Raw genomic sequence first — 21219 nt, 5'->3', positions numbered from 1 at the left:
GGACCTTCAGAGCAACATTTGAGCTTCCGCCCGCCTACGGGGTCTGGGTGGTGACCGCGTTGGGATCCGGTGCCTCCGGCCGGTTGGTGTTGACCACGCCGGGTGTTGTCGGCGACGGCTTCGAGGACCCCTGGACGCCGCTGGTCGGCTCCACCGCGGGTGCGACGGGCGGCACCACGCCGGGGGACGGCGGCGGCGGACCGGTCGGACTGGCGCTGGGCCCGGCGGCGGACTGGGCGATCTCCTCGAAGTCGACCTGGCCGGTCTTCTCCAGGACCGTGATGTGGTCGAGCACGGTCTGGTTGGTGTCCGAGGCCAGCTGACGCACCAGCGTGTTGCGGGTGGTGTTCCGCACCGTCGCGACGTCCGGGAGGATCTTGCCGTGCGCGGTGCGCAGCAGGTTCGCCCAGACCTTGTCGTAATCGGTGCCCTCGGCGGCCGTCATCTCGTCCAGCCAGCCCTGTTGCAGTTCGTTCGGCTGGTTGGGGATCGGGACACCGAGCTGCTGGGAGATGCTCCGCACCCGCTTGTCGAGGTCGGTGTGGCCCACGATCAGATGCTGCGCCGCCTCCCGGACGGCCGCGCTGGCGGACTTCTCCATCGCCTGCTGTCCGGCGGGCAGCTCCCACAGTCCGGCGAGCCGCACACGCACGATGAGGTCACGGTCGGAGGGGGTCAGCGGTCCCCACTGCGTGTTCACCGTCTCTCCGGTGACCGCGGCGGCCGTCGCGGTGTCGTTGCGGTGCGGGTAGGAGTAGAACACCGGGTACGCGAGTGCACCGACCGTGCCTGCGATTGCCAGACCGACGAGGATCGAGCCGTTCATGCGGGGCAAAGAAGCCTCCCGAGGGGAACCCAACTGATCGTTGGGGGAGTGATACGTGGCCAGTGGGGGAGAGGGCGATACGTGAGAAGCGGTCAGGACACTGAGCGGGCCCGCGCCGCGGTCACGTACACCAGTCAGATCGTGCCGTTGGCGAGGGCGTCGAAGTCGACCGCGTCCGTCTTCTCCAGCATCGTGATGTGGTCGAGCACGGTCTGGTTGGTGTCCGTCGCCAGCTGACGCACCAGGGTGTTCTGGGTCTGGTTGCGGACCGCCCCGATGGCCGGGAAGATCCCACCGTGCGCCTTGCGCAGAAGGCTCGCCCAGATCCGGTCGAAGGACTCGCCCTGAGCGGCGTCCATCTGGGCCAGGAAGCCCTGCTGCTGCGCGTTCGGCTGGTTGGGGATCTCGACACCGAGCTGGGAGGCGACCTTCCGCACCCGCTCGTCCAGGTCGCCGTGGCCCACCAGCAGGTGGTCCGCCGCGTCCTTGACCGTGGCGCTGTCGGACTTCGCCATCGCCTTCTCCGCCGCCGGCAGCTCCCACAGCCCGGCCAGCCGCACGCGCACGATCAGGTCGCGGTCCGAGGCGGTCAGCGGCCCCCACTGGGTGTTCACCGTGCCGGCGGCCATGTTCGACACTCCGGTGCCGGACCGGTCGGTGTAGGACCACACGGGGAACGCGAGCGCGGCGATGGTGGTCGTCAGGGCCGCGATGACGAGGGCCGATTGGTTGAAACGCGGCAAAGGAGCCTCCCGGGGAAACCAACTGGTCGTTGGGCAGATGTTGCTTGGCCAGTGACAGAAGGTACGGCCGGGAACCCGGTGATGTTCAACGAAGATGTCTGAACCCTGTGCGTCCCAGGGGACGGTGGTCCGCGACAACCGTCGCCGAACCGGGCGCGATCTCCGTGAAACCGGCATCACGGACCAACGGCAGCCCACCGGAGGTGAGTTCACGCCAACGGTCCGGCTCCGCCGTACGCACGGCGAGCGGATAGCCCGCGTCGCGCCAGGCCACCCGGGCCTCGTCCGACAGCTCCCACCACGCCAGTTGAGCCCCGTGCCCCGTCTGGGCCATCGCCTTGCCCGCCGACATGTCCAACCCGGGATTCAGCCAGAGAACGGGCACCGCAGGGTCCGGATCGAGCGGCGGCTCCGGATCCTCCAGTTCGGTACCGGAGACCTGAAGTCGGGCCAGATCCTTGGGCCACCCGTCCAACGGCACAGGCGGAAAGACCCGCACCTCGGCCGACTTCCCACTGACCGTGATCCCGGCCAACGCCTCGGCCCGCCGCCACTCGGCCCCCCGCGCCCGCCGCACAACCTTACGAATCCGAGCGTCCTGCCAGTCCCGCATGACCTGCGCCCACTCGCCTTCTCCGGCAGACCTTTCATCCCCGAGAATCACAAGAACGGCCCGAGCGGCGGTCTCCAACGCATCGGTACGAGCGGGCGGCGCCCCCTTCTCGATCCGCGCAACGAGAGGCAGAACGAACTGGGGCGCCTCATCACGAGGGGACTGCTCGGACTGAAAAGGACTGTCGCTGGGGTGCGTTTGATCATGGCTCACGAGGACCAACTCTAGGGGCGCGGGGAACTGCGCGACCAGCCACATACGACCCGCAGCCGCCCCACGACACAAGGCCCCACACTCATGGCGCCCCGATCAGCTCAGACACCTTCACAAACCGAAACCCACGCTCACGCAACACAGGCACGATCACACGCAGCGCCCGCTCAGTCACCGGCGCCGCACTACGCGTGCAGTGCATGACGACAACCGACCCCGCCCGCACCCCGTCCAGCACCTGCCGGGCCACGGCGCCCGCGTCCGTAGCGAACGCATCCCCGCTCACCACATCCCACTGCACCGCCGTGACCCCGGCCCCACTCAGCGCCCGCAGCGCACGCCGGTCGTAACACCCGCCCGGGAAACGGAAGTAGGGCATGGCACCGCGTACCCCGACGGCCCGGAACGCCGCGAAGGCCCGCTCGACGTCGCCCCGCATCCGCGCCTCCGAGCCGGCGATCGTCGGCAGCCCGTAGCAGTCCTCGGTGAAGGCGTAGTGGCTGTACGAGTGGTTGGCGACCTCGAACAAGGGGTCCCGCCCGATGGAACGGGCCTGGACCGGGTACTCCTCGGCCCACCGCCCCGTCATGAACACGGTCGCCGGCACCTTCAGCGCCCGCAGCGTGGCGATCAGCCGGGGATTGTCGAAGCGCTCGCCCCGCGCCGCCCGGTCGCCCTGTCCGGCGGTCATGTCGGCGTCGAAGGTGAGGGCGACGGTCTTCTCCGCGCCGCGCGGACCGTTCCGGAAGACGGGGGTCAGACCGGCGGGCCCGGGGGCGAGGGTGGGCGGACGCGAGGGGACGGCGGAGGGGGACACGGGAGGCCGCTGCGGGACGGGGGCCGTGCCGCAGGCGGCCAGGGCAGCGAGCGCGGCGCCCAGGACACAGCCAGTGGCGACTTGTCGTACGAGAGTGATCATCGTACGAAGGTAGAAATGCCGGGGTTGTCCGGCGGGCCGCCGCGAGGGCAAACCCCCCGGATGTCACCCGCCCGGCCGGTGAACCCGTACCCCCGCCGCCCCGCAGCCCACAGCCCCCTACGTGGCGAGCAGCCGCGCCCTGGCCTCCGCCACGTCGAAGTCCGCCTTCGGGTACTGCGGGTCCAGCGCCTCCAGGTGCTCAAGGAGCAGCCGGCTGATCGCCCAGTTGCGGTACCACTTGCGGTCCGCCGGGATCAGGTACCAGGGCGCGCCGGTCGAACACCGCTCCAGGGCGATCTCGTACGCCTCCTGGTACGCGGGCCACAGCGCGCGCTCCTCGATGTCGCCGACGTTGAACTTCCAGTGCTTGTCGGGGTTGTCGAGGCGTTCGAGAAGACGGCGCCGCTGTTCGTCGTACGAGATGTGCAGGAAGCACTTCACGACGGTCACGCCGTCCTCGGCGAGGGACTTCTCGAAGCCGTTGATCTGGTTGTAGCGGGCGGTGAGCTGGGCCCGGGAGGCGAGTTCGCGGACGCGGGCGATCAGGACGTCCTCGTAGTGGGAGCGGTCGAAGATGCCGATCTCGCCGGGCTGGGGGAGGGCCCGTTTGATGCGCCAGAGGAAGGAGTGGCCCAGTTCCTCGTGGGTGGGTGCCTTGAACGCACTGATCCGGCAGCCCGACGGGTTGAACAGGCCGATGACGTGTTTGACCGTGCCGCCCTTGCCGCTGGTGTCCATGCCCTGCAGGACGAGCAGCAGCCGCCGTCGGTCCCCGGTCGCGCCCGCCGCCCACAGCCGCTCCTGGAGGACCGCGAGCCGCTCGCCCAGCAGGGCGGTGGCGGCGAGGCCCGCGGCCTTGTCACCGGGGCCGCCCGGGGTGGCCCAGGCGTCGTACGCGCCGAGGTTCACGGGTGCCCCGCCGGGGACGCGCAGCAGCTCAGCCAGTGAGCCCTCGGCACTCTCGGCACGCCTCCCGGAGTCCTGTTTCGAGCCCTTCTTGGCCATGGGGCACCTCTTCCGGTCCGGTCCTTCGATCCTCCGGCACGGGAGCGGGGTGCGCCAGCCGCCGAGAGGTCCTAGCGACGTGTACAGCGCCCGGTGGGGCTCGTGGCCGGTGGGCGGCACTGGAGGGCGAAGTCGGCAGGCCCGTCGGGTCGGGAACCAGGGGACCGTAGCCGGAGTGGCCGATGCCCTGCGCGGCGGCGGTGCCGGCGAAGAGTTCGGAGAGGGCTCCGGTGAAGGCGATGCAGGCACCCAGGGCGCCGGTGCGGGCGAGGACCTGGCGTCGGGAGGCGGGGGATGCGTCGACTGCCGTCAGGCCGTCAACTGCCTTGGTGGCAACGGCTGTTGAGGTGTCGTCGAGTTCGGGCGTGCCGAATGCGGACAGGGGGAGGCGACCTTCCTGCTGGCGGACAGGACTGTGACCTTGCTGTGTGTATCACGCCGTACGGACCTTGGTAACCACGCGCGTAGCGCGCCTCACCCCGATGACCCGCCTGGAGGCGGCTGCTGGGCCTGTGCCCGTTCCAGGAAGCGGAGCAGTTCCACCGGGAAGGGCAGGACGAGTGTCGAGTTCTTCTCGGCCGCGACCGCCACCACCGTCTGGAGCAGCCGGAGTTGGAGCGCGGCGGGCTGGTCGGACATGACCTCGGCGGCCTCCGCGAGCTTCTTCGAGGCCTGCAGTTCGGCGTCCGCGTTGATGATCCGGGCCCGGCGTTCGCGGTCGGCCTCGGCCTGGCGGGCCATCGAGCGCTTCATCGTGTCGGGCAGGGAGACGTCCTTGATCTCGACCCGGTCGATCTGCACACCCCAGCCCATCGCCGGGCTGTCGATCATCAGTTCCAGACCCTGGTTGAGTTTCTCGCGGTTGGAGAGGAGGTCGTCGAGGTCGCTCTTGCCGATGATCGAGCGCAGGGACGTCTGCGCCATCTGGGAGACCGCGAAGCGGTAGTCCTCGACCTGGACGAGCGCGTTCGCCGCGTCGATCACCTTGAAGTAGACGACCGCGTCCACGCGCACGGTCACGTTGTCCCGCGTGATGCCCTCCTGCGCGGGCACCGGCAGCGTGACGATCTGCATGTTGACCTTGTGCAGCCGGTCCACGAGCGGGACCACCATCGTGAAACCGGGCCGTCGTACGTCCCCGGCGAGCCGGCCGAGCCGGAAGACGACCCCGCGTTCGTACTGCTTGACGACCCGTGCCGCCGCCCCGACGTAGACGAGCCCGGCGGCTCCGGCGGCGATGGCCGCGGCCAGCAATTCCTCAAGCATGATGACGACCCCTCGCAGCCGTCCCGTATGTGCCGATCGGCACCTTTAACAAACGATATGCCCGGTCCGGGGCTCGGGGCGAGCCTCGGACCGGGCAACCTCACATGCGAGACATACGAGACATACGAAGGCCGTGGAGGTTACGGCGTCGGCGTCATCATCCTGACCGGTTCCGTCCCGGCCGCGCTGTGCCGCTCCGCCCAGCTCTCCAGGGCCGTGCGGCAGGCGTGGTCCAGGTGGTGCAGGCCCGACAGGTCCAGCTCGATGGGCCGGTCCTGGGGCAGCGCCTCCAGGCTGTCCAGTATTTTCGGCAGCCGCAGGAAGGTCGCGTTGCCCGACAGATACGCCTGGACGGGCCCGGCGCCCTTGTCTATGACATCGAGCTTCAGATGCGAGGCCTCCCAGGCGGTCTTGCCCACCGACAGGGCGAGACCGATCAGCACGCCCTCGAACATGTTCACGGACACGATCGCCACGGCCGTGACGACGAGTATCAGCGCCTCACCGCGGTGCTCGCGCCAGAGCGAGACGACCCCGCGCAGCGGGATCAGCTTCCAGCCCGCGTGGACGAGGATGCCGGCCAGCGCGGGCAACGGGATCAGCGCCAGCGCGCCGGGCAGCAGCGCCGCGAACAGCAGCAGCCATACGCCGTGCATGACCCGGGACGCCTTCGTCCGCGCGCCCGCCTGCAGGTTCGCCGAGCTGCGCACGATCACCGCGGTCATCGGCAGCGCGCCCAGCAGCCCGCACACGGTGTTGCCGGCGCCCTGCGCCATCAGTTCCTTGTCGTACTGGGTGCGCGGACCGTCGTGCAGCCGGTCCACCGCGGCCGCGCTGAACAGGCTCTCGGCGGACGCGATCAGCGTGAACGCCACGACCGTGCCGAGCACGCTCAGGCTCGCCAGTTCGCCGAAGGCGCCGAGGCCGGGCAGCTGGACGGCGTCCAGCAGGCCCTTCACCTCCACGGTCGCCACCGGCAGGCTGAAGACGAGGGTGACGACGGTCGCCAGGACCACCGCCGCGAGCGCGCCCGGCACCGCCCGCACCTTCTTGGGCAGCCGCTGCCACAGCACGATCACGGCTATCGTGCCCGCGCCGACGGCCAGCGAGGCCAGCGCGCTGGTGCTCCCCACGGCCTTCGCGGCGGCCTCGGGCAGCCCGACGATCTTGTCGAGCCCGGCGGCGGGCGCCTTCAGCCCGGCCGCCGCGTACAGCTGCCCGGCGATGATCACGAGCCCGATTCCGGCCAGCATGCCCTCGACGACGGACACGGATATCGCCCGGAACCAGCGCCCCAGCTTCAGGGCGCCCATGGCGAGCTGGAGCAGGCCGGCGGCGAGCACGATCACCCCGAGGGCGGCCAGACCGTGCTCCCGTACGGCCTCGAAGACGAGCACGGTGAGGCCGGCGGCGGGCCCGGACACCTGGAGGCTGCTGCCCGGCAGGAGTCCGGTGACGATGCCGCCCACGATGCCGGTGACCAGGCCGAGTTCGGCCGGCACACCGGAGGCGACGGCGACGCCCACGCACAGCGGCAGGGCGACCAGGAACACGACGAGCGAGGCGGCGAAGTCCTGCCGCAGATGAGGGAACTTGGCCATTTTGGTGAGGCTGGTCATGGCGGCCCTCACAGCGCTTCGAACGCGTCGGTGGCGGCCCGGTGTTCGCGTACGGACCCGGTGTGGACCTCGTAGTACCAGCCGCGCAGGCGCAGTTGGCCCTTCGCCAGACGTTGCTCCACACAGGGGTAGGAGCGCAGCCGCAGCAGCTGGGTCAGGACGTGGTTCTGGACGCCCGCCGCGACCGTCGGGTCGTCGGTGTCGGACGCGGTGGTCGCCCCGGGTTCCCCTGCGGCGTGCGCGAGCCAGTCGCGTACGGCGGGTACGGCGGTGAGGTCGTCGCCGCGCACCAGGGCGCCGACGGCACCGCAGTGGGAGTGGCCGCAGACCACGATGTCGCTGACGCCGAGGACCTCCACGGCGTACTCGATCGTGGCCGCCTCGCCGGTGGGGCGGCCGGAGGCGTATGGGGGGACGATGTTGCCGGCGGTGCGCAGCTCGAAGAGTTCGCCCGGCCTGGCACCTGTGATCAGGGCCGGGACGACCCTGGAATCGGAGCAGGTGATGAACAGGACCTGGGGGGACTGGCCTTCGGCGAGCTTGGCGAACTCCTCAGGGCGCTGACCGAAGGTGCGGGCGTTGTCGATGAGGGGCTGCATGTGGTGACTCCTCCTGGCGCGCCTCGATGGCGCGTCGGACGTACATGACAGTCGGACGTGAGTGACAGAGCGTGGGGGGACGTCTCTGCTGTCAGCAGCGGAACACCTGGAGTGCGGCCGGGGTGTGCGCGGTCAGGGATCTGGGCGCCTGATGGCGGGATGTGACGCGCGCTTCCGGTTCGTGCGGGGCCGTGGGGTCCGCTGCGAGGGGCGGGCGCTCGGGCGTCTCGGGGCCCGCATCGACGATTCGATGCCGGTCACGGATGCGCAGGGGCCAGCTCGGGTCGTTGGGACGGCCGTCATTACCGCAGGTAACGTACTCGTCGCGCAGGGCTTCCGCCCGGGGTTTGTTTCGGGGCTCGGTCTTGGCCACGGCGTGACGGGCTGTGTGCGCGGATGCGAAGGACGCGGTGGGAGCGAAGAACTGGAGGGCCAGCAGGGCGGCGGCGAGGAGCGAAATCACGGTCCTGGCCGTAGCACCTCGGAACATGCGCCCCCCTCCAGGCGGTTCGAGATCTCTTACGCGCGTCAATGGTTGGTCAACCACTGGTCAAGAAACACGTTAACCCTGCGAAGTTGTTTGCAGGGTTAACTTAGCGTTTCGTGCTGAAGAGAGCCTGAAAGCGCGGGTGGGATGACGCGAACTGGCCCTTGACCTGCGGCAGTTCGTGTGGTGGGAGGGTGGGGCCCATGAGGGCTCTACGCGGGCTCCACGAGGCCCTTGGCGTCGCGGGCCAGAGCGGTCAGGCGGGAGATCGCGCGGAAGTACTTCTTGCGGTAGCCGCCGTTCAGCATCTCCTCGCTGAACAGCTGGTCGAAGGGCATGCCGGAGGCGAGCACCGGGACCTCGCGGTCGTAGAGCCGGTCGGCGAGCACGACGAGCCGCAGCGCCGTCGACTGGTCGGGAACCGGCCGTACGTCGGTGAGGCACACGGCCTTCAGGTCGTCCGTGAGGGCGCCGTACCGGCTGGGGTGCACGCGGGCGAGGTGGTCGAGGAGGTGCGGGAAGTCGTCGAGCGACGCGCCCTCGGTGGCGTACGCGGCCTTGGTCACCTGCTCCTCGGAGTACGGCGCCGGGGCCTGGGGCAGCCCGCGGTGGCGGTAGTCCTCGCCGTCGATGCGCAGTGCGCGGAAGTGGGCGGACAGGCCCTGGATCTCGCGCAGGAAGTCGGCCGACGCGAACCGGCCCTCGCCGAGCTTGCCCGGCAGGGTGTTCGAGGTGGCGGCGAGCGCGACGCCCGCGTCGACGAGCTTGCCGAGCAGGGTCGACACGAGGACGGTGTCGCCCGGGTCGTCCAGCTCGAACTCGTCGATGCAGAGCAGCCGGTGGCCGCTGAGTGTCTGCACGGTCTTCTGGAACCCGAGGGCGCCGACGAGGTTCGTCAGCTCCACGAAGGTGCCGAAGGCCTTGAGCGCGGGCTCGGCCGGGGTGGCGTGCCAGAGGGAGGCGAGGAGGTGGGTCTTGCCGACGCCGTAGCCGCCGTCGAGGTAGACCCCACGGGGCCCGGCGGGCAGCTTGGGCGCCCTGGCCTTCCCGAACCCGAAGAATCCCCGCTTGCCGCCCCCCAGGGCGTGCGCCCCGCCGAGCCCGCCGGCGAAGCCGTCGAGGACGCGCACGGCCTCGGTCTGGCTGGGCTGGTTCGGGTCCGGGATGTACGTACCGAAGCGCACCGAGTCGAACCGGGGCGGCGGCACCATCTCGGCGACCAGCCGGTCCGCGGGAACGTGCGGCTCACGCACGCACAGGGACAGCGGGGTGGCCGCGTCGGCTATCGGGCCGAATCCGGGGGTGGCTGGGGTGGTAGGCACGGTTCACCATGCTAAGCCGCATGCCAGACTGCCTGACATGCGACGCCTGTTCCCTGTGACCGAAGAGACAGTGACCGGGGCCTCGGGAGGGGCCGTGAATGCCGGTGGTGCCGGTGGTTCGCCCGGGGGTGGTGGGGCGGTCGACCGTGAGTGGAGTCTGGCGGAGCTGGGCGCCGCCTACGCCTACCCCGAGCGGGGGAACGGGGGCCCGGGAACTTGGCTGCGGGCCAACATGGTGTCCACGCTCGACGGTGCCGCCCAGCACGACGGCCGTTCCCAGCCCATCTCCTCCGCCTCCGACATGCGGATCTTCGGCACCCTGAGGGCGCTGGCGGACGTGGTGCTCGTCGGTGCGGAAACGGTACGCCAGGAGGGTTATCGGCCGGCACGCGCGCGTGCCGAGTTCGCCGAGGCCCGGGAGGCGGCCGGGCAGGGGGAGGCGGCGGCGATCGCGGTCGTCAGCGCGAGCCTCGAGCTGGACTTCTCGCTCCCGTTGTTCACCTCGCCCCTGGTGCCCACCCTGGTCCTCACGGGTGCCGCGGCCGCCCCCGACCGGGTCGCCGCCGCCGAGAAGGCGGGCGCCCGGGTGGTCGTCGCCGGTGACGGCATGGGCGTGGACCCGGCACGTGCCGTACAGGCCCTCGCCGGCCTCGGTCACACCCGGCTGCTGGCCGAGGGCGGGCCGCGGCTGCTGGGGCAGCTGGTGGCGGCCGGTGTGCTCGACGAGCTGTGCCTGACGATCTCCCCGATGCTCACCGTGGGGGACGCTCAGCGGATCTCGGGCGGGCCCTCGTTGGCTGTCCCCCGGCGCTTCGAACTGGTGTCCTTGCTGGAGGAGGAGGGCTTCCTGTTCAGTCGGTATCGCCGCCCATGAGGTGTGGGGGTCCCGCATGACCCGACACGATGTGGAATCTTCCGTTCCGTTTGTCTTTCGCTGGGCACACTAAAACTCGCAGCCCCCGTGCGATCACGGGGCAGGATGGTTTCCGCAGGGGCCTACGGACGGCCCACGGAGGAGAAGGGCGCCTGTCGTGTTCACAAGCGTACTGATGATCGAGAAGGCCCTGACGTCCGCCGACGTGGAGTTCGTCACCACCTTGCACGGCGACGAGGACGTCGCCTTCCACGTACTGCTCCAGCCCCGTGGCGACCAGGCCGACCGGCTGCTGCGCGCCATCGACGACATCGCCCTCGGCGAGCTGGACGAGGCGGCGCACGAACGGGAGGCGCCGGAGGGGAAGGACGCGGCGGCGTTGGGGGAGCAGGCGTTGGAGGTGTCGCTGGCGGCGCTGCGGGGGTCTGGTAACGAGGCGGAGGGGCGGATTGTCGAGGACCATCCGCTTGATGCGCTTCGGGGGTTGGTGGACGAGGTCGAGGCGGATGAGGTGATCGTGCTGACCGATCCTCATTACGTGGAGGAGTTCTTTCATCGGGACTGGGCTTCTCGGGCTCGGCACAAGGTGGGCGTGCCGGTGTTGAAGTTGTTCTCGCACAGCAAGGCGTAGTTCTTCGGGTGCGGGTGCGTTGTGGCTGGTCGCGCAGTTCCCCGCGCCCCTGGGTGGGTATCCGCTGCGTCCCTTGTCAAGTGCTGTCAGTCGTGGCTAATAGGCTGGGGGTCCGTCGTCGTACCGCACCTGGGAGATAAGCGCATGGCACCCGGCCTTCCTACCGCCATGGACCGACCGCACTTCATTGGCATTGGTGGCGCCGGGATGTCGGGGATCGCGAAGATCCTTGCTCAGCGTGGGGCCTCTGTGGCGGGGAGTGATGCCAAGGAGTCCGAGACCGCCGCGGCTCTGCGGGCACTGGGGGCGACCGTGCATATCGGGCATGCGGCCGGGCATCTCGCCGATGACGCCACGTGTGTCGTGGTGTCCTCCGCGATCCGGGCCGACAATCCGGAGCTGGCGCGGGCGGCCGAGCTGGGGATCCCGGTGGTTCACCGGTCGGACGCGCTCGCCCGGCTGATGGACGGGCTGCGGCCGATCGCCGTCGCGGGTACGCATGGCAAGACGACCACGACGTCGATGCTGGCGGTGTCGCTGAGCGAGCTGGGGCTGAACCCCTCGTACGCGATCGGCGGTGATCTGGACGCGCCCGGCTCGAACGCCCTGCACGGCGACGGTGAGATCTTCGTGGCCGAGGCGGACGAATCGGACCGCAGCTTCCACAAGTACGCGCCCGAGGTCGCGATCGTCCTCAACGTCGAGCTCGACCACCACGCCAACTACGCCTCCATGGACGAGATCTACGAGTCCTTCGAGACGTTCGCCGGTCGGATCGTGGCCGGTGGGACGCTCGTGATCTCCGCCGATCACGACGGCGCCCGCGAGCTGACGCGGCGGCTGCCCGACTCCGTGCGCGTGGTGTCGTACGGGGAGTCCGCCGACGCCGATGTGCGGGTGCTGTCCGTCGTGCCCCAGGGGCTCAAGAGCGAGGTCACCGTCGAGCTGGACGGGGCTCCGCTCACCTTCACGGTCTCGGTGCCCGGGCGGCACTACGCGCACAACGCGGTCGCCGCGCTGGCCGCGGGCGTCGCGCTGGGCGTGCCCGCCGGAGAGCTGGCGCCCGCGCTGGCGGCGTACACGGGCGTGAAGCGGCGGTTGCAGCTGAAGGGCGAGGCGGCGGGTGTCCAGGTCATCGACTCGTACGCGCACCACCCGACCGAGATGACGGCGGACCTGGAGGCGATGCGGGCGGCGGTCGGTGACGCGCGCATCCTGGTGGTCTTCCAGCCGCACCTCTTCTCCCGTACCCAGGAGCTGGGCAAGGAGATGGGCGGGTCGCTGGCGCTCGCGGACGCCTCGGTCGTCCTCGACATCTACCCGGCCCGCGAGGACCCGATCCCGGGTGTCACCAGCACGCTGATCATCGACGCCGCGCGGGTCGCGGGCGCCGATGTGACGGCCGTCTCCGACAAGGCCGAGGTCCCCGAGGTCGTCGCGGGAATGGCGAAGCCCGGGGATCTCGTTCTCACCATGGGCGCGGGTGACGTGACGGACCTGGGCCCGCGGATCCTGGATCGTCTCGCACAGAAGTAAGGGGTTGGCCTTCATGTCGTACGACGTCGACAAGCCGGACGAGCAGTGGCGCGCGGAGCTGACGCCGGCCGAGTACACGGTCCTGCGTCAGGCCGGCACGGAGCCCGCCTTCGTCGGTGAGTACACGGACACCAAGACGAAGGGCGTCTACTCCTGCCGGGCCTGTGGCGCCGAACTCTTCACCTCGGACACGAAGTTCGAGTCGCACTGCGGCTGGCCGAGCTTCTTCGACCCGAAGGACACCGACGCGGTCGAGCTGATCGCGGACCGGTCCCACGGGATGGTGCGGACCGAGGTGCGGTGTGCGCGGTGCGGATCGCATCTCGGGCATGTGTTCGAGGGTGAGGGGTATCCGACCCCGACCGATCAGCGGTACTGCATCAACAGCATCTCGCTGCGGCTGACGCCCGGCGAGGGCTGACGGCTTCGTTCATCGTTCATCGTTCGCCGGGCGGTGGGGTGTTCCGCCGTCCGGCTCCGAGGTGCGTGGTGTGCCGCCCCGGCCCACCCGTACCCGCTCGCCGCCCACGTCCGGTTTCAGGTCGACCTGCACCTGATGGGTAGTCTGGCGGTCCACTGTGCCGCCGAGTTCGGCTGTGACCACTCCGATCCGGACTCCGCCACGGCCGGTGCCGGAGCGGTGCACCTGGACCATGAACGTCAGGTTCACGTTCTCCACGGTGAAGCCCAAGGCCCGGCCCTGGGCTTCCTCGCGGGCCTCCTCCAGTTCGCCCCGGACCTGACGGATCACTTCGGCCAGTCCCACGAACCCCGGTACATCCGGCAACTCGTACCTCCCGAAAGCCTGTTGTTGCATTGCACGTCACTATGCGCAACCACCACCGTATAGTGACGGTGTGGCTGCTGACGGGGGTATCCATACCAATTCGTCCATGGAGACGCCGCCCTGGGTGGTGCGTATTCGGCGGGCGAACGGGGAGATCGCGGGCGCCGGCATTCTGCTGAGCCCCGATCAGGTCCTCACCTGTGCCCATGTGGTGGAGCGGGGAGCCCGGGTCACCGCCGAGTTCGTCGGGGCGCCCGGCCATACGGTGCCCTCGGTGGTGGCATGGGTGGACGGGGACGCGTATGTGCCGGAGACCCGGGACGCCGACGGCGATCCCAGTGGCGATGTCGCAATGCTGAGACTGGAACACTCCAGACCCACCGGAGAGACGACGCGGCTCCACCGGCTGTCCGCACCGAACCGGGCCGTACGGATGTACGGCTTCCCGTACGACCACAACGGCGGCATCTGGTTCCGGGCCACCGTCGTCGGCGGCTGCGGGCGTGACGGCCAGGTGCAGCTGAGCCCGACGAGCCGTGGTGAGCTGGCCAGCCCGGGATGCAGCGGTTCCGGTGTCGTCGACAGCCGGACCGGCGAGGTCATCGGGATGGTTCTCAGCGGGCTCAAGGACCGCCACGGAAACCTGTTCTCCTTCATGACCCCGGCCGAGACCATCGTCCGGCACCTCCCGCAGATCGCCCAGTGGACCTCGGGCCGGACCGCGGTCGACGACAGACTCAGATCCACGGGCGACGACGCCTCGGAGGCCCTGCTCGACGAGCCGTTCGCGCAGCGTCTCGCCGACTGGCTCCGGGACGACGGGCAGCAGGTGAAGATCAGCCTCGTCCGCAGCGGCGACGCCGCGCGGGCCGCCACGTTGCGTCGCGCCATCACCCTGGCCGACCGGGAGTTACGCACCTCGGCATCCGTCGACCGGGCGTCGCTCGATCCGCCGGGTACCGTCCCCTCGGCCGGCGGCCATGACCTGGCCGTGGACGCCACCGGACTCAGCTCCGCCGAGATCGAGGAGCGGATCGCCGAGCGCATGGGGCTGTGGCAGCACCCGGGCGCCCCGCCGACCGAACGGATCAGGACGGCGCAGGTCACCCTCACACTGATCGTCGTCGGGGTCGACGAGGCCGTCGACCCACCGGCGCTCCTGGACCTCCTGGAGATGCTCCGGGCCCAGGGCAGCCGCCTCCTGCTGGTCTTCCGCACCGCGGGTGCCGCCCACCGCCACGCCCGGTACCAACTGGTGGCCGAGCCCGCCCGACAGCGCCACGCACGTCTGGTCGCGCGGCTGGAGGAGACCGCCACCGGCCCGCTGGCCACGGCGCTGTACGAGCGGATGGCCGCCGTACGGACCGAGGACACCCGTCACGCGGACTCGGTCCTGGTGAGTGCCCACGCCGCACTCGCGGACCTGACCCGGGCGCCCGGCGCCGCGGGTGAAGGCTGCCGCGGGCCCGACCTGGCACGGTACGAGCGGCTCGCCGAACGGGTGACAGCCGGGCTGGCCAGGACCATCGGCACCCTCGACCGGCTCCGTGACCGGCGCGACGAACTGCGCGGCCGACTGCAGAGCTACCACGTACTGCACCAGCAGGCCACCCAGGGCGAGGAGGACCTGGCGGTGGACGCGCTCTATCTCCGCGCCCACGAACTGCTGCGGGCCAGGCCGTGCGACGTACAGGCGGCCGAGGCCGCGGTGGACGTCTATGTGCGCAGAGTCGAACGCGGGGACGCGGGCCGGAACCAGGGGGGTGTCCCCTCATGATGACGTCATCACCCGAGCCGTGCCCCAGATCCGACTGCCGGGGCGGCCACATCATGGTGACGGGCTTCTGCGGCACCTGCGCCCGCAGGCCGCCCGCCCCGGTACGGGGGTTACCGGCGCGGCCCGCCGCCGGGCCCGCGCGGTCCTCGCACCGGTCGGCAGCCCCTGCGGCAGCCCCCGCGTTGGACCGTGACGGTCTGCTGGTCCTTCCCCGCGTCCCCTCCCCGGATCCGTCGGAAGTCGCCGGTACCATCGCCCGTTCACCCAGCGGGGGCCGACGCTGCGGCGTCGACAACTGCACCGCCACCATCGGTGTCTCCTACGACGGAGGGCCGGCTCCCGACCACGGCTTCTGCACGGCGTGCGGTGCGGAGTACTCCTTCATGCCGAAACTGCACCCGGGCGACCGGGTCGGCGGCCACTACCGGGTGCTCGGCTATCTCGCGGTGGGCGGCCTCGGCTGGGTCCACCTCGCGGAGGACACCCGGGTGCCGGACCTCCTGGTCGTCCTCAAAGGGCTGATCAACACCGGGGACGCCGTCGCCCGGCGGTCGGCCGTCGAGGAGCGCCGCTCACTCACCACGCTCCACCACCGGGACATCGTCCGCATCGTCACGTACGTGCACCATCAGGTGCCCGGCGAGAAGGAACCCACCGGGTACATCGTGATGGAGTACGTCGGCGGCCGTTCCCTCGCCTGGATCCGGCATGCCTCGGACGAGGAACTGGCGCGGCTCTTCGGCGGATCGTTCGAGTTCGGCCATGTGCTCACCTACGGCTGCAAGATCCTCGGTGCCTTCGAGTACCTGCACGACCAGGGCCTGCTGTACTGCGACATGAAGCCCGACAACGTCATCCACTACGGGCGTGAGATCAAGGTCATCGACCTCGGAGCCATCCGCCGGATCGACGACCGCTCCTCCAGCCTGGTCTACACCCCGGACTACGCACCGCCGAAGACGGAACGCGACGAGCGCGGCTTCCAGGTCGACACCGACCTCTACACCGTCGGCCGGACCCTGAAGACCCTCGCCGTCCGTGCGTTGCCGGCCGCCGGACTCGCCGCCCGTTCCTTCGACGCACTGATCCGACGCGCCACCCACCCGGAGCCGGCCGCCCGCTTCACCTCCGCGGCCGAGATGTCCCGCCAGCTCTGGGAGGTGCTCCGGGAGCATCAGGCCCTCAGCGGGCACGAGCCGTATCCGGAGCGTTCCACCTGCTTCGAACCGACGGCGGCGCTGTTCGGCTCGGCTCTCGGCACGGTGCCGGCACTCGACCACTGGACCCGGCGCTCCAGCTCCGACGCGCCGGAACTGCCCATCGGCGCGCCGGAACCCCGGGACGCGGCCCGCGCGCTGCCCGTCCCCGTTCCCGACCCCCGGGACGCCGCCGCCGTACTGCTCGGCGGACTCGCCGCCGACAACCCGGAGCGCGTCGCGGAGCAGGCGGAACGGGACTCGGCGCTGTACACCGTGGAGACCGCGCTGTGGCTGTGCCGCGCCTATCTGGACGCCGGGGACGTGGACAAGGCCGACCGGTGGGTGGGGAAGGCCCGTGGGCTGAGCCGGGATTACGACTGGCGGATCTTCTGGCACCAGGGGCTGCTGCATCTGACGAGTGGTCAGGTGCGCGAGGCGGAGTGCGAGTTCGCCGCCACCTACGCCACCCTGCCCGGTGAGTCCGCGCCGAAGCTGGCACTCGGCTACTGCGCGGAACACCTCGCGGCCACCGCCGGGGCCGGGGAGCGGCAGACCGAGGAGTACGCGGAGTACACCGAGGAGTACTACGAGGCCGTCTGGCGGCGCGACCGGACCCAGGGCAGCGCGGCCTTCGGGCTCGCCCGGATCCACCTTCGCCGGGGCGACCGGGAGGAGGCCGTCGGCGTACTCGACGAAGTACCGACGACGTCACGGCACTACGACGCCGCACGCGTCGCCGCGATCCGGGTGCTCACCGGCCGGCTTCCCGGTGCCGGCCCCACCGCGGCCCAGCTCGGCGAGGCCGCCGAGCGGCTGCAAGGGCTGAGGAGACCGCCGACCACGCTGCACCTCGACGGCAGCGGAGCCTGGGACCGGCTGGTCACCGAGGTCCGGGGACATGCCGTCACCTGCCGTCCGCCCGGGGGATGGGGACCGGACTTCCCCGCCGGGGAGCTGTTCGGGCCGGCGGACACACCGAGGGCGCTGGGCGAGCTGCTGTCCCGGTCGCTGAAGAGACTCGCGGACCAGGCGGGGAGCACCGGCGAGCGCGGTGACCTGCTGGACCGGGCGTACGCGACCCTCCCCGAGACCGTCGGCCTCCGGGAACTGCTTCGGGGGTGGCGGCGGACGGTGTGAGGGGCGGGGCGGCGAGCGGACCGGCGACTGAGGACGAGGGCGAGGAGCACGGACACAGTGGACACAGACACATCCGTGAACGGAGGTGTACCGGGCGTGCGCGTGGTCGGAAGCGAGAAGGCGGGGCAGATCACGGTCGGGCTGGAGATCAGCCAGTCGAAATACCTGTCCGCCAAGGCGAGTGAACCGGAGATGCACGCCATCCTGACCGTCCGGGTCGATGGCACGGAGGGCGGCGGAGGGCCGGGCCCCGTGCTCGCCCAGGTGCTGGCCGTGGACTGCTCCAGCTCGATGGCCTGGCCGCAGGAGAAGCTCCGCGCCGCCAAACAGGCGGCCGTGGCGGCGCTGCGGATGCTGCCGGACGGCACCCCGTTCGCGGTGGTCCGGGGCGCGGAATCGGCGGCCATGGTCTACCCGACCACCACAGCCATGGCCCGGGCGGACGCCCGGCAGCGCGCGGAGGCGGAGAACGCCGTGGGCCGGCTGGTCGAGGGAGGCGGCACCTGTATCGGTACCTGGCTCGACCTGTGCCGTCGACTGCTGACGGAGCAGGCCGCGCCGATCGGACATGTCCTGCTGCTCACCGACGGCAAGAACCAGCACGACGAGCTGATGCCGCTGGAGGGCGTTCTGGAGGCGTGCGCGGGGCGCTTCGTGTGCGACGCCTGGGGCATCGGCGACGGCTGGGACGGGCGGGAACTCCTGGACATCACCCGCCGCCTGCACGGCAGCGCCGCCTCGGTACAAGAGGAGTCCGCCCTTCCGGGGGAGTACGAGAGGCTGATGGACCGTCTGCTCACGAAGAGCGTTCCCGAGCTGGCGATCTCCGTGACTCCCAAGGACGGGGCCACGGTCCGCTACGTCAAGCAGGTCTTCCCGACCGAGGCCGAACTCGTTCCCGGCACCGGGCAGGACGGCGGGACACAGCGGTTCGTCACCCGTGCGTGGGGTGACGAGACCCGCCGCTACCAGCTGTGCCTCGCGGCCGACCCCGCCGGCCGCCAGCCCCGGGAGGACCGCCAGATCGCAGTCGTGGCCGTCGACGTGCCCGGTGGCGAAGGCGTGCGGCTGCCGACGCCCCTGCCCTGCGTCGTGCACTGGACCGACGACCCGGTCCAGTCCCTGTACACCGACGTCCAGGTCGAGCACTTCGAGCAGCATCGGCTGCTCGGCGAGGCCATCGCGGCCGCGACCGACGCCCACCGCAAAGGTGAACACGACCTGGCGGAGCGGAAGTTGGGCCGGGCGGTGCAGCTCGCCCATGCCATGGGCGCCGCCGTGCAGCTCAGCCGGCTGGAACAGCTGGTGGAGATCGTCGACGCCACAGCCGGGCTGGTCAGGCTCCGTGCCGGCGTGGCGGCCATCGACTTCGAGCGCTTGATCGCCGCGAGCAGTCACAGCACGTACGGCCCGGAGTCGGCCCCCGGCGCCGGCACGAACCCTGGAGCCGGTGTGATGCCGTGCCCGGCCTGCGGGACGAACGCGCCGGTTACCGCACAGTACTGCGGGTCGTGCCGGCACCCCTTCGGAGAGCGGCCATGAGCACCACCGGGCGGGACCTGACGCGCAGACTCCGGCTGCTGCTGGCCCTCGGGGCCGCCGCCACCCTCGTACTGTTCGGCGCGTACCGGGGTGTGCACGACGACACCGTGCCGATGGCATCGTCGAGCACCCCGGGGATCCTGGCGGTCGACACCGCGATGCACGCGATGAGAACGGCGAACAAGGTCGTCAGCGGCGCCGGGGCGACGGATGACACGACCGGTGAGTTCCACACCCAGATCTCGGTCGCGCACCAGAGCCTCGCGCGGGCGGCTTCGGAGAACGTCACCGGTATCGAGGGCCGCCACACCCTGCAGACCGTCACCGGGCTGATCGCCGTCTACTCGGGCTTTGTGGAGCGCTCCGGCAAGGAGGGAGACGACTCTGTGCTGAGAGGCGTCTACCTGCACTACGCGGGCCGGGTGCTCAGCTCCGAATCTGACGGGGACATCATGGACCGCCTCAAGGATCTGCGGGCCGAACAAGTGAAGAAGGCCGAGGGGCAGGCGTCCTTCCCCTTGCCGTTGCGGCTGGGCTGGAGCGCGGTCCTGGTGCTGTACGTCGCGCTGTGCGCGGCGCTGGTGGAGGCGCAGTGGTTCGCACGGCGCCGGTTCCGCCACTCCGTGCACCCGCCGCTGCTCGCCGCGACCGTCCTGTGCCTGGCCGTAGTGGCAGTCCTGGGCTGGCTCACGCTGGGGGCACATACGGCGATGAACGGCACTCTCGACGGACTCCTCCAGCCGAAGTCGGCGGATGAGATCCCCGGTTTCGCCGCCCACGCGGAGGTCAAGATGGAGAACGTCGGCCTCTGGGCAGCGTTGTCCAACTGGGTACTGATCGAAGGGGCGTTGCTGATGGCGCTGATGGTGGCGGGGCTGTGGCCGCGCATCGCGGAGTACCGGTTCAAGGCGTCGCGATGAGACGACCACGACCCCGCAACCTCGGCATCGTCTGCGCCTGTCTGATCCTGCTCGCGGCCGGAGTCGTCACTGGGGTGCGCTGGGCGCAGGACAAGGGCCCGCTGACCCTGCTCGCCAACTGGAGCGGTGAGGAGGAGAAGCAGTTCAAGGACGTCCTCGAACGGTTCAAGGACGACCACGGCATCGAGGTCGTCTACCAGGGCAGCTCCGCCCTGAGCCAGGTGCTGGCCGCCGGCATCGCCTCCGGTTCCCCGCCCGACGTGGCGGTGGTCCCGGGGCCGGGCGAACTGATGACCTACGCGGACGAGGGCCGACTCCACCCGCTGGGCGCCTTGTTCGAAGCCGGTCGGTACGACGAGTTCTGGGCACCCGAAGTGACGCCGCAGGAAGGCCGGAAGAGCAGGTACTGGCTGCCGGTCAAGGCCGGTCTGAAGAGCATGGTGTGGCACTCGAAGTCGAATGAGGAGAAGGTCGCCGAGTTCGCCCGCACCCCCGGCAAGTGGTGCCTGGCCATGGAGTCCGGCGCGACCTCCGGCTGGCCGGGCACCGACTGGGTGGAGGACATCCTGCTGCAGCAGGCGGGCCCCAAGACGTACGGGGATTGGGCGACCGGCAAGCTCGACTGGAGGAAAGGGCACGTGAGGAAGGCATGGCAGACCTGGGGCGAGATGGTGGGCGCGGACGACCAGGACTCCATGGAAAAGGGGCTGAAGGCCGACTACACGAAGACCTGCTCACCGCAACTCCTTGAGCACCAAGGGTCGTTCCGCGCCACCGATTGGAAGAAGGCCGACGGCGACTTCGTCCACTCCGCCGAGGTGATCCCCGAGGCTCGCAAAGCCGCCAAATCCTGGGAGGCCTCCGGCGACCTCGCGGTCATGCTGAACAAGAGCGAGGAGGCCGAACAGCTGATCCGCTATCTGGCCTCCCCCGAGACCGAACTGCCGGAATACACGGTGAACACGGGCGCCTCACCGCCGATCGACACGAAGACCGTGAAGGGGAGGGTCGCCTCGACGCTTCGTGGACTGGACGGGACCCTCTGCTGGGACGCTTCGGACGCGATGCCACGCGCCCTGCGTGACGCGTTCCAGCAGGCGGTGCTCCGCTACCTCATCGCACCGAAGACGCTCGACGCCGAGCTGGCGGCCCTGGAACGACTACGCGTCGACCAGGGCACGACACTTCCCGTCTGCAGTTAGAG

20 protein-coding genes and 1 pseudogene are annotated in these 21219 nt (G+C 70.4%); 9 read left to right on the top strand and 12 right to left on the bottom strand.

All coding sequences use genetic code 11. The features are described 5' to 3' along the window. Window positions 1–34: 34 nt before the first annotated feature. The 11 genes and pseudogenes from LUX31_RS08765 to zapE form a co-directional block, all read right to left on the bottom strand. Window positions 35–835: a DUF4142 domain-containing protein gene (locus LUX31_RS08765; RefSeq protein ID WP_235474214.1), complete on the bottom strand. Its 801-nt coding sequence runs from the start codon at window positions 833–835 to the stop codon at window positions 35–37. A 125-nt stretch (window positions 836–960) separates the two neighbouring features. Then, window positions 961–1569 (bottom strand): DUF4142 domain-containing protein, encoded by a 609-nt coding sequence (locus tag LUX31_RS08760; protein ID WP_235474213.1) that lies wholly within the window; start codon window positions 1567–1569, stop codon window positions 961–963. An 85-nt stretch (window positions 1570–1654) separates the two neighbouring features. Beyond that, on the bottom strand, window positions 1655–2440 hold the full coding sequence (locus tag LUX31_RS08755; RefSeq protein WP_235474212.1) for a peptidyl-tRNA hydrolase: 786 nt from the start codon (window positions 2438–2440) through the stop codon (window positions 1655–1657). Between the two features lie 37 nt (window positions 2441–2477). After that, on the bottom strand, window positions 2478–3314 hold the full coding sequence (locus LUX31_RS08750; protein WP_235474211.1) for a polysaccharide deacetylase family protein: 837 nt from the start codon (window positions 3312–3314) through the stop codon (window positions 2478–2480). Between the two features lie 117 nt (window positions 3315–3431). Next, on the bottom strand, window positions 3432–4319 hold the full coding sequence (locus tag LUX31_RS08745; protein ID WP_235474210.1) for a PPK2 family polyphosphate kinase: 888 nt from the start codon (window positions 4317–4319) through the stop codon (window positions 3432–3434). Window positions 4320–4448: 129 nt separating this feature from the next. Beyond that, window positions 4449–4632, bottom strand: a pseudogene (locus LUX31_RS08740) (Tat pathway signal sequence domain protein); the annotation flags it as partial. A gap of 161 nt (window positions 4633–4793) precedes the next feature. Further along, entirely contained in the window at window positions 4794–5585 is a 792-nt protein-coding gene (locus LUX31_RS08735) for a slipin family protein (RefSeq protein ID WP_235474209.1), read from the bottom strand. Window positions 5586–5725: 140 nt separating this feature from the next. Then, entirely contained in the window at window positions 5726–7186 is a 1461-nt protein-coding gene (locus LUX31_RS08730; RefSeq protein WP_235474208.1) for a SulP family inorganic anion transporter, read from the bottom strand. A gap of 26 nt (window positions 7187–7212) precedes the next feature. Beyond that, window positions 7213–7803: a carbonic anhydrase gene (locus LUX31_RS08725; RefSeq protein WP_235474207.1), complete on the bottom strand. Its 591-nt coding sequence runs from the start codon at window positions 7801–7803 to the stop codon at window positions 7213–7215. 91 nt (window positions 7804–7894) lie between these two features. After that, on the bottom strand, window positions 7895–8293 hold the full coding sequence (locus tag LUX31_RS08720) for a hypothetical protein (protein WP_235474206.1): 399 nt from the start codon (window positions 8291–8293) through the stop codon (window positions 7895–7897). A gap of 209 nt (window positions 8294–8502) precedes the next feature. Then, window positions 8503–9612, bottom strand: a complete 1110-nt coding sequence (gene zapE / locus LUX31_RS08715; RefSeq protein WP_235474205.1) for a cell division protein ZapE — start codon at window positions 9610–9612, stop codon at window positions 8503–8505. 37 nt (window positions 9613–9649) lie between these two features. Here zapE and LUX31_RS08710 point away from each other — a divergent pair, with 37 nt between their 5' ends. From LUX31_RS08710 to msrB, 4 genes are all read left to right on the top strand, one after another. Then, window positions 9650–10486, top strand: coding sequence for a pyrimidine reductase family protein (locus LUX31_RS08710; protein WP_235474204.1), 837 nt, complete (start codon window positions 9650–9652; stop codon window positions 10484–10486). Between the two features lie 157 nt (window positions 10487–10643). After that, a complete protein-coding gene (locus tag LUX31_RS08705) occupies window positions 10644–11117 on the top strand; it encodes an indole-3-glycerol phosphate synthase (protein ID WP_235474203.1) in 474 nt (157 codons plus the stop codon). 144 nt (window positions 11118–11261) lie between these two features. Then, the gene (murC, locus tag LUX31_RS08700) at window positions 11262–12653 is read left to right on the top strand and encodes a UDP-N-acetylmuramate--L-alanine ligase (protein WP_235474202.1); all 1392 of its coding nucleotides are present in this window, start codon (window positions 11262–11264) and stop codon (window positions 12651–12653) included. Between the two features lie 13 nt (window positions 12654–12666). Continuing rightward, on the top strand, window positions 12667–13074 hold the full coding sequence (gene msrB, locus LUX31_RS08695; protein WP_235474201.1) for a peptide-methionine (R)-S-oxide reductase MsrB: 408 nt from the start codon (window positions 12667–12669) through the stop codon (window positions 13072–13074). 9 nt (window positions 13075–13083) lie between these two features. On the opposite strand, the gene LUX31_RS08690 is transcribed toward msrB, so the two are convergent. After that, window positions 13084–13440: a trypco2 family protein gene (locus LUX31_RS08690; RefSeq protein ID WP_235474200.1), complete on the bottom strand. Its 357-nt coding sequence runs from the start codon at window positions 13438–13440 to the stop codon at window positions 13084–13086. 106 nt (window positions 13441–13546) lie between these two features. Here LUX31_RS08690 and LUX31_RS08685 point away from each other — a divergent pair, with 106 nt between their 5' ends. The 5 genes from LUX31_RS08685 to LUX31_RS08665 all read left to right on the top strand — a co-directional run bounded on the left by LUX31_RS08685 (window position 13547) and on the right by LUX31_RS08665 (window position 21217). Continuing rightward, window positions 13547–15217, top strand: coding sequence for a trypsin-like serine peptidase (locus tag LUX31_RS08685; protein ID WP_235474199.1), 1671 nt, complete (start codon window positions 13547–13549; stop codon window positions 15215–15217). Beyond that, window positions 15214–17553 carry a tetratricopeptide repeat protein gene (locus LUX31_RS08680; RefSeq protein WP_235474198.1) on the top strand — a complete coding sequence of 780 codons (2340 nt, stop codon included), beginning with the start codon at window positions 15214–15216 and terminating at the stop codon, window positions 17551–17553. The genes LUX31_RS08685 and LUX31_RS08680 overlap by 4 nt, the downstream gene beginning before the upstream one ends. A 96-nt stretch (window positions 17554–17649) precedes the next feature. Beyond that, window positions 17650–19095, top strand: a complete 1446-nt coding sequence (locus LUX31_RS08675) for a VWA domain-containing protein (RefSeq protein WP_235474197.1) — start codon at window positions 17650–17652, stop codon at window positions 19093–19095. Further along, window positions 19092–20015, top strand: coding sequence for a hypothetical protein (locus tag LUX31_RS08670; RefSeq protein WP_235474196.1), 924 nt, complete (start codon window positions 19092–19094; stop codon window positions 20013–20015). Before LUX31_RS08675 ends, LUX31_RS08670 begins: the two co-directional genes overlap by 4 nt. Then, a complete protein-coding gene (locus LUX31_RS08665) occupies window positions 20012–21217 on the top strand; it encodes an ABC transporter substrate-binding protein (protein ID WP_235474195.1) in 1206 nt (401 codons plus the stop codon). The genes LUX31_RS08670 and LUX31_RS08665 overlap by 4 nt, the downstream gene beginning before the upstream one ends. Window positions 21218–21219 lie beyond the last annotated feature (2 nt).

It is taken from the genome of Streptomyces sp. GQFP, from assembly GCF_021545335.1.
GTDB lineage: Bacteria > Actinomycetota > Actinomycetes > Streptomycetales > Streptomycetaceae > Streptomyces.
The sequence above is the reverse complement of the archived record's forward strand: the minus strand, read 5'-3'. Positions and strand labels throughout refer to the sequence as shown.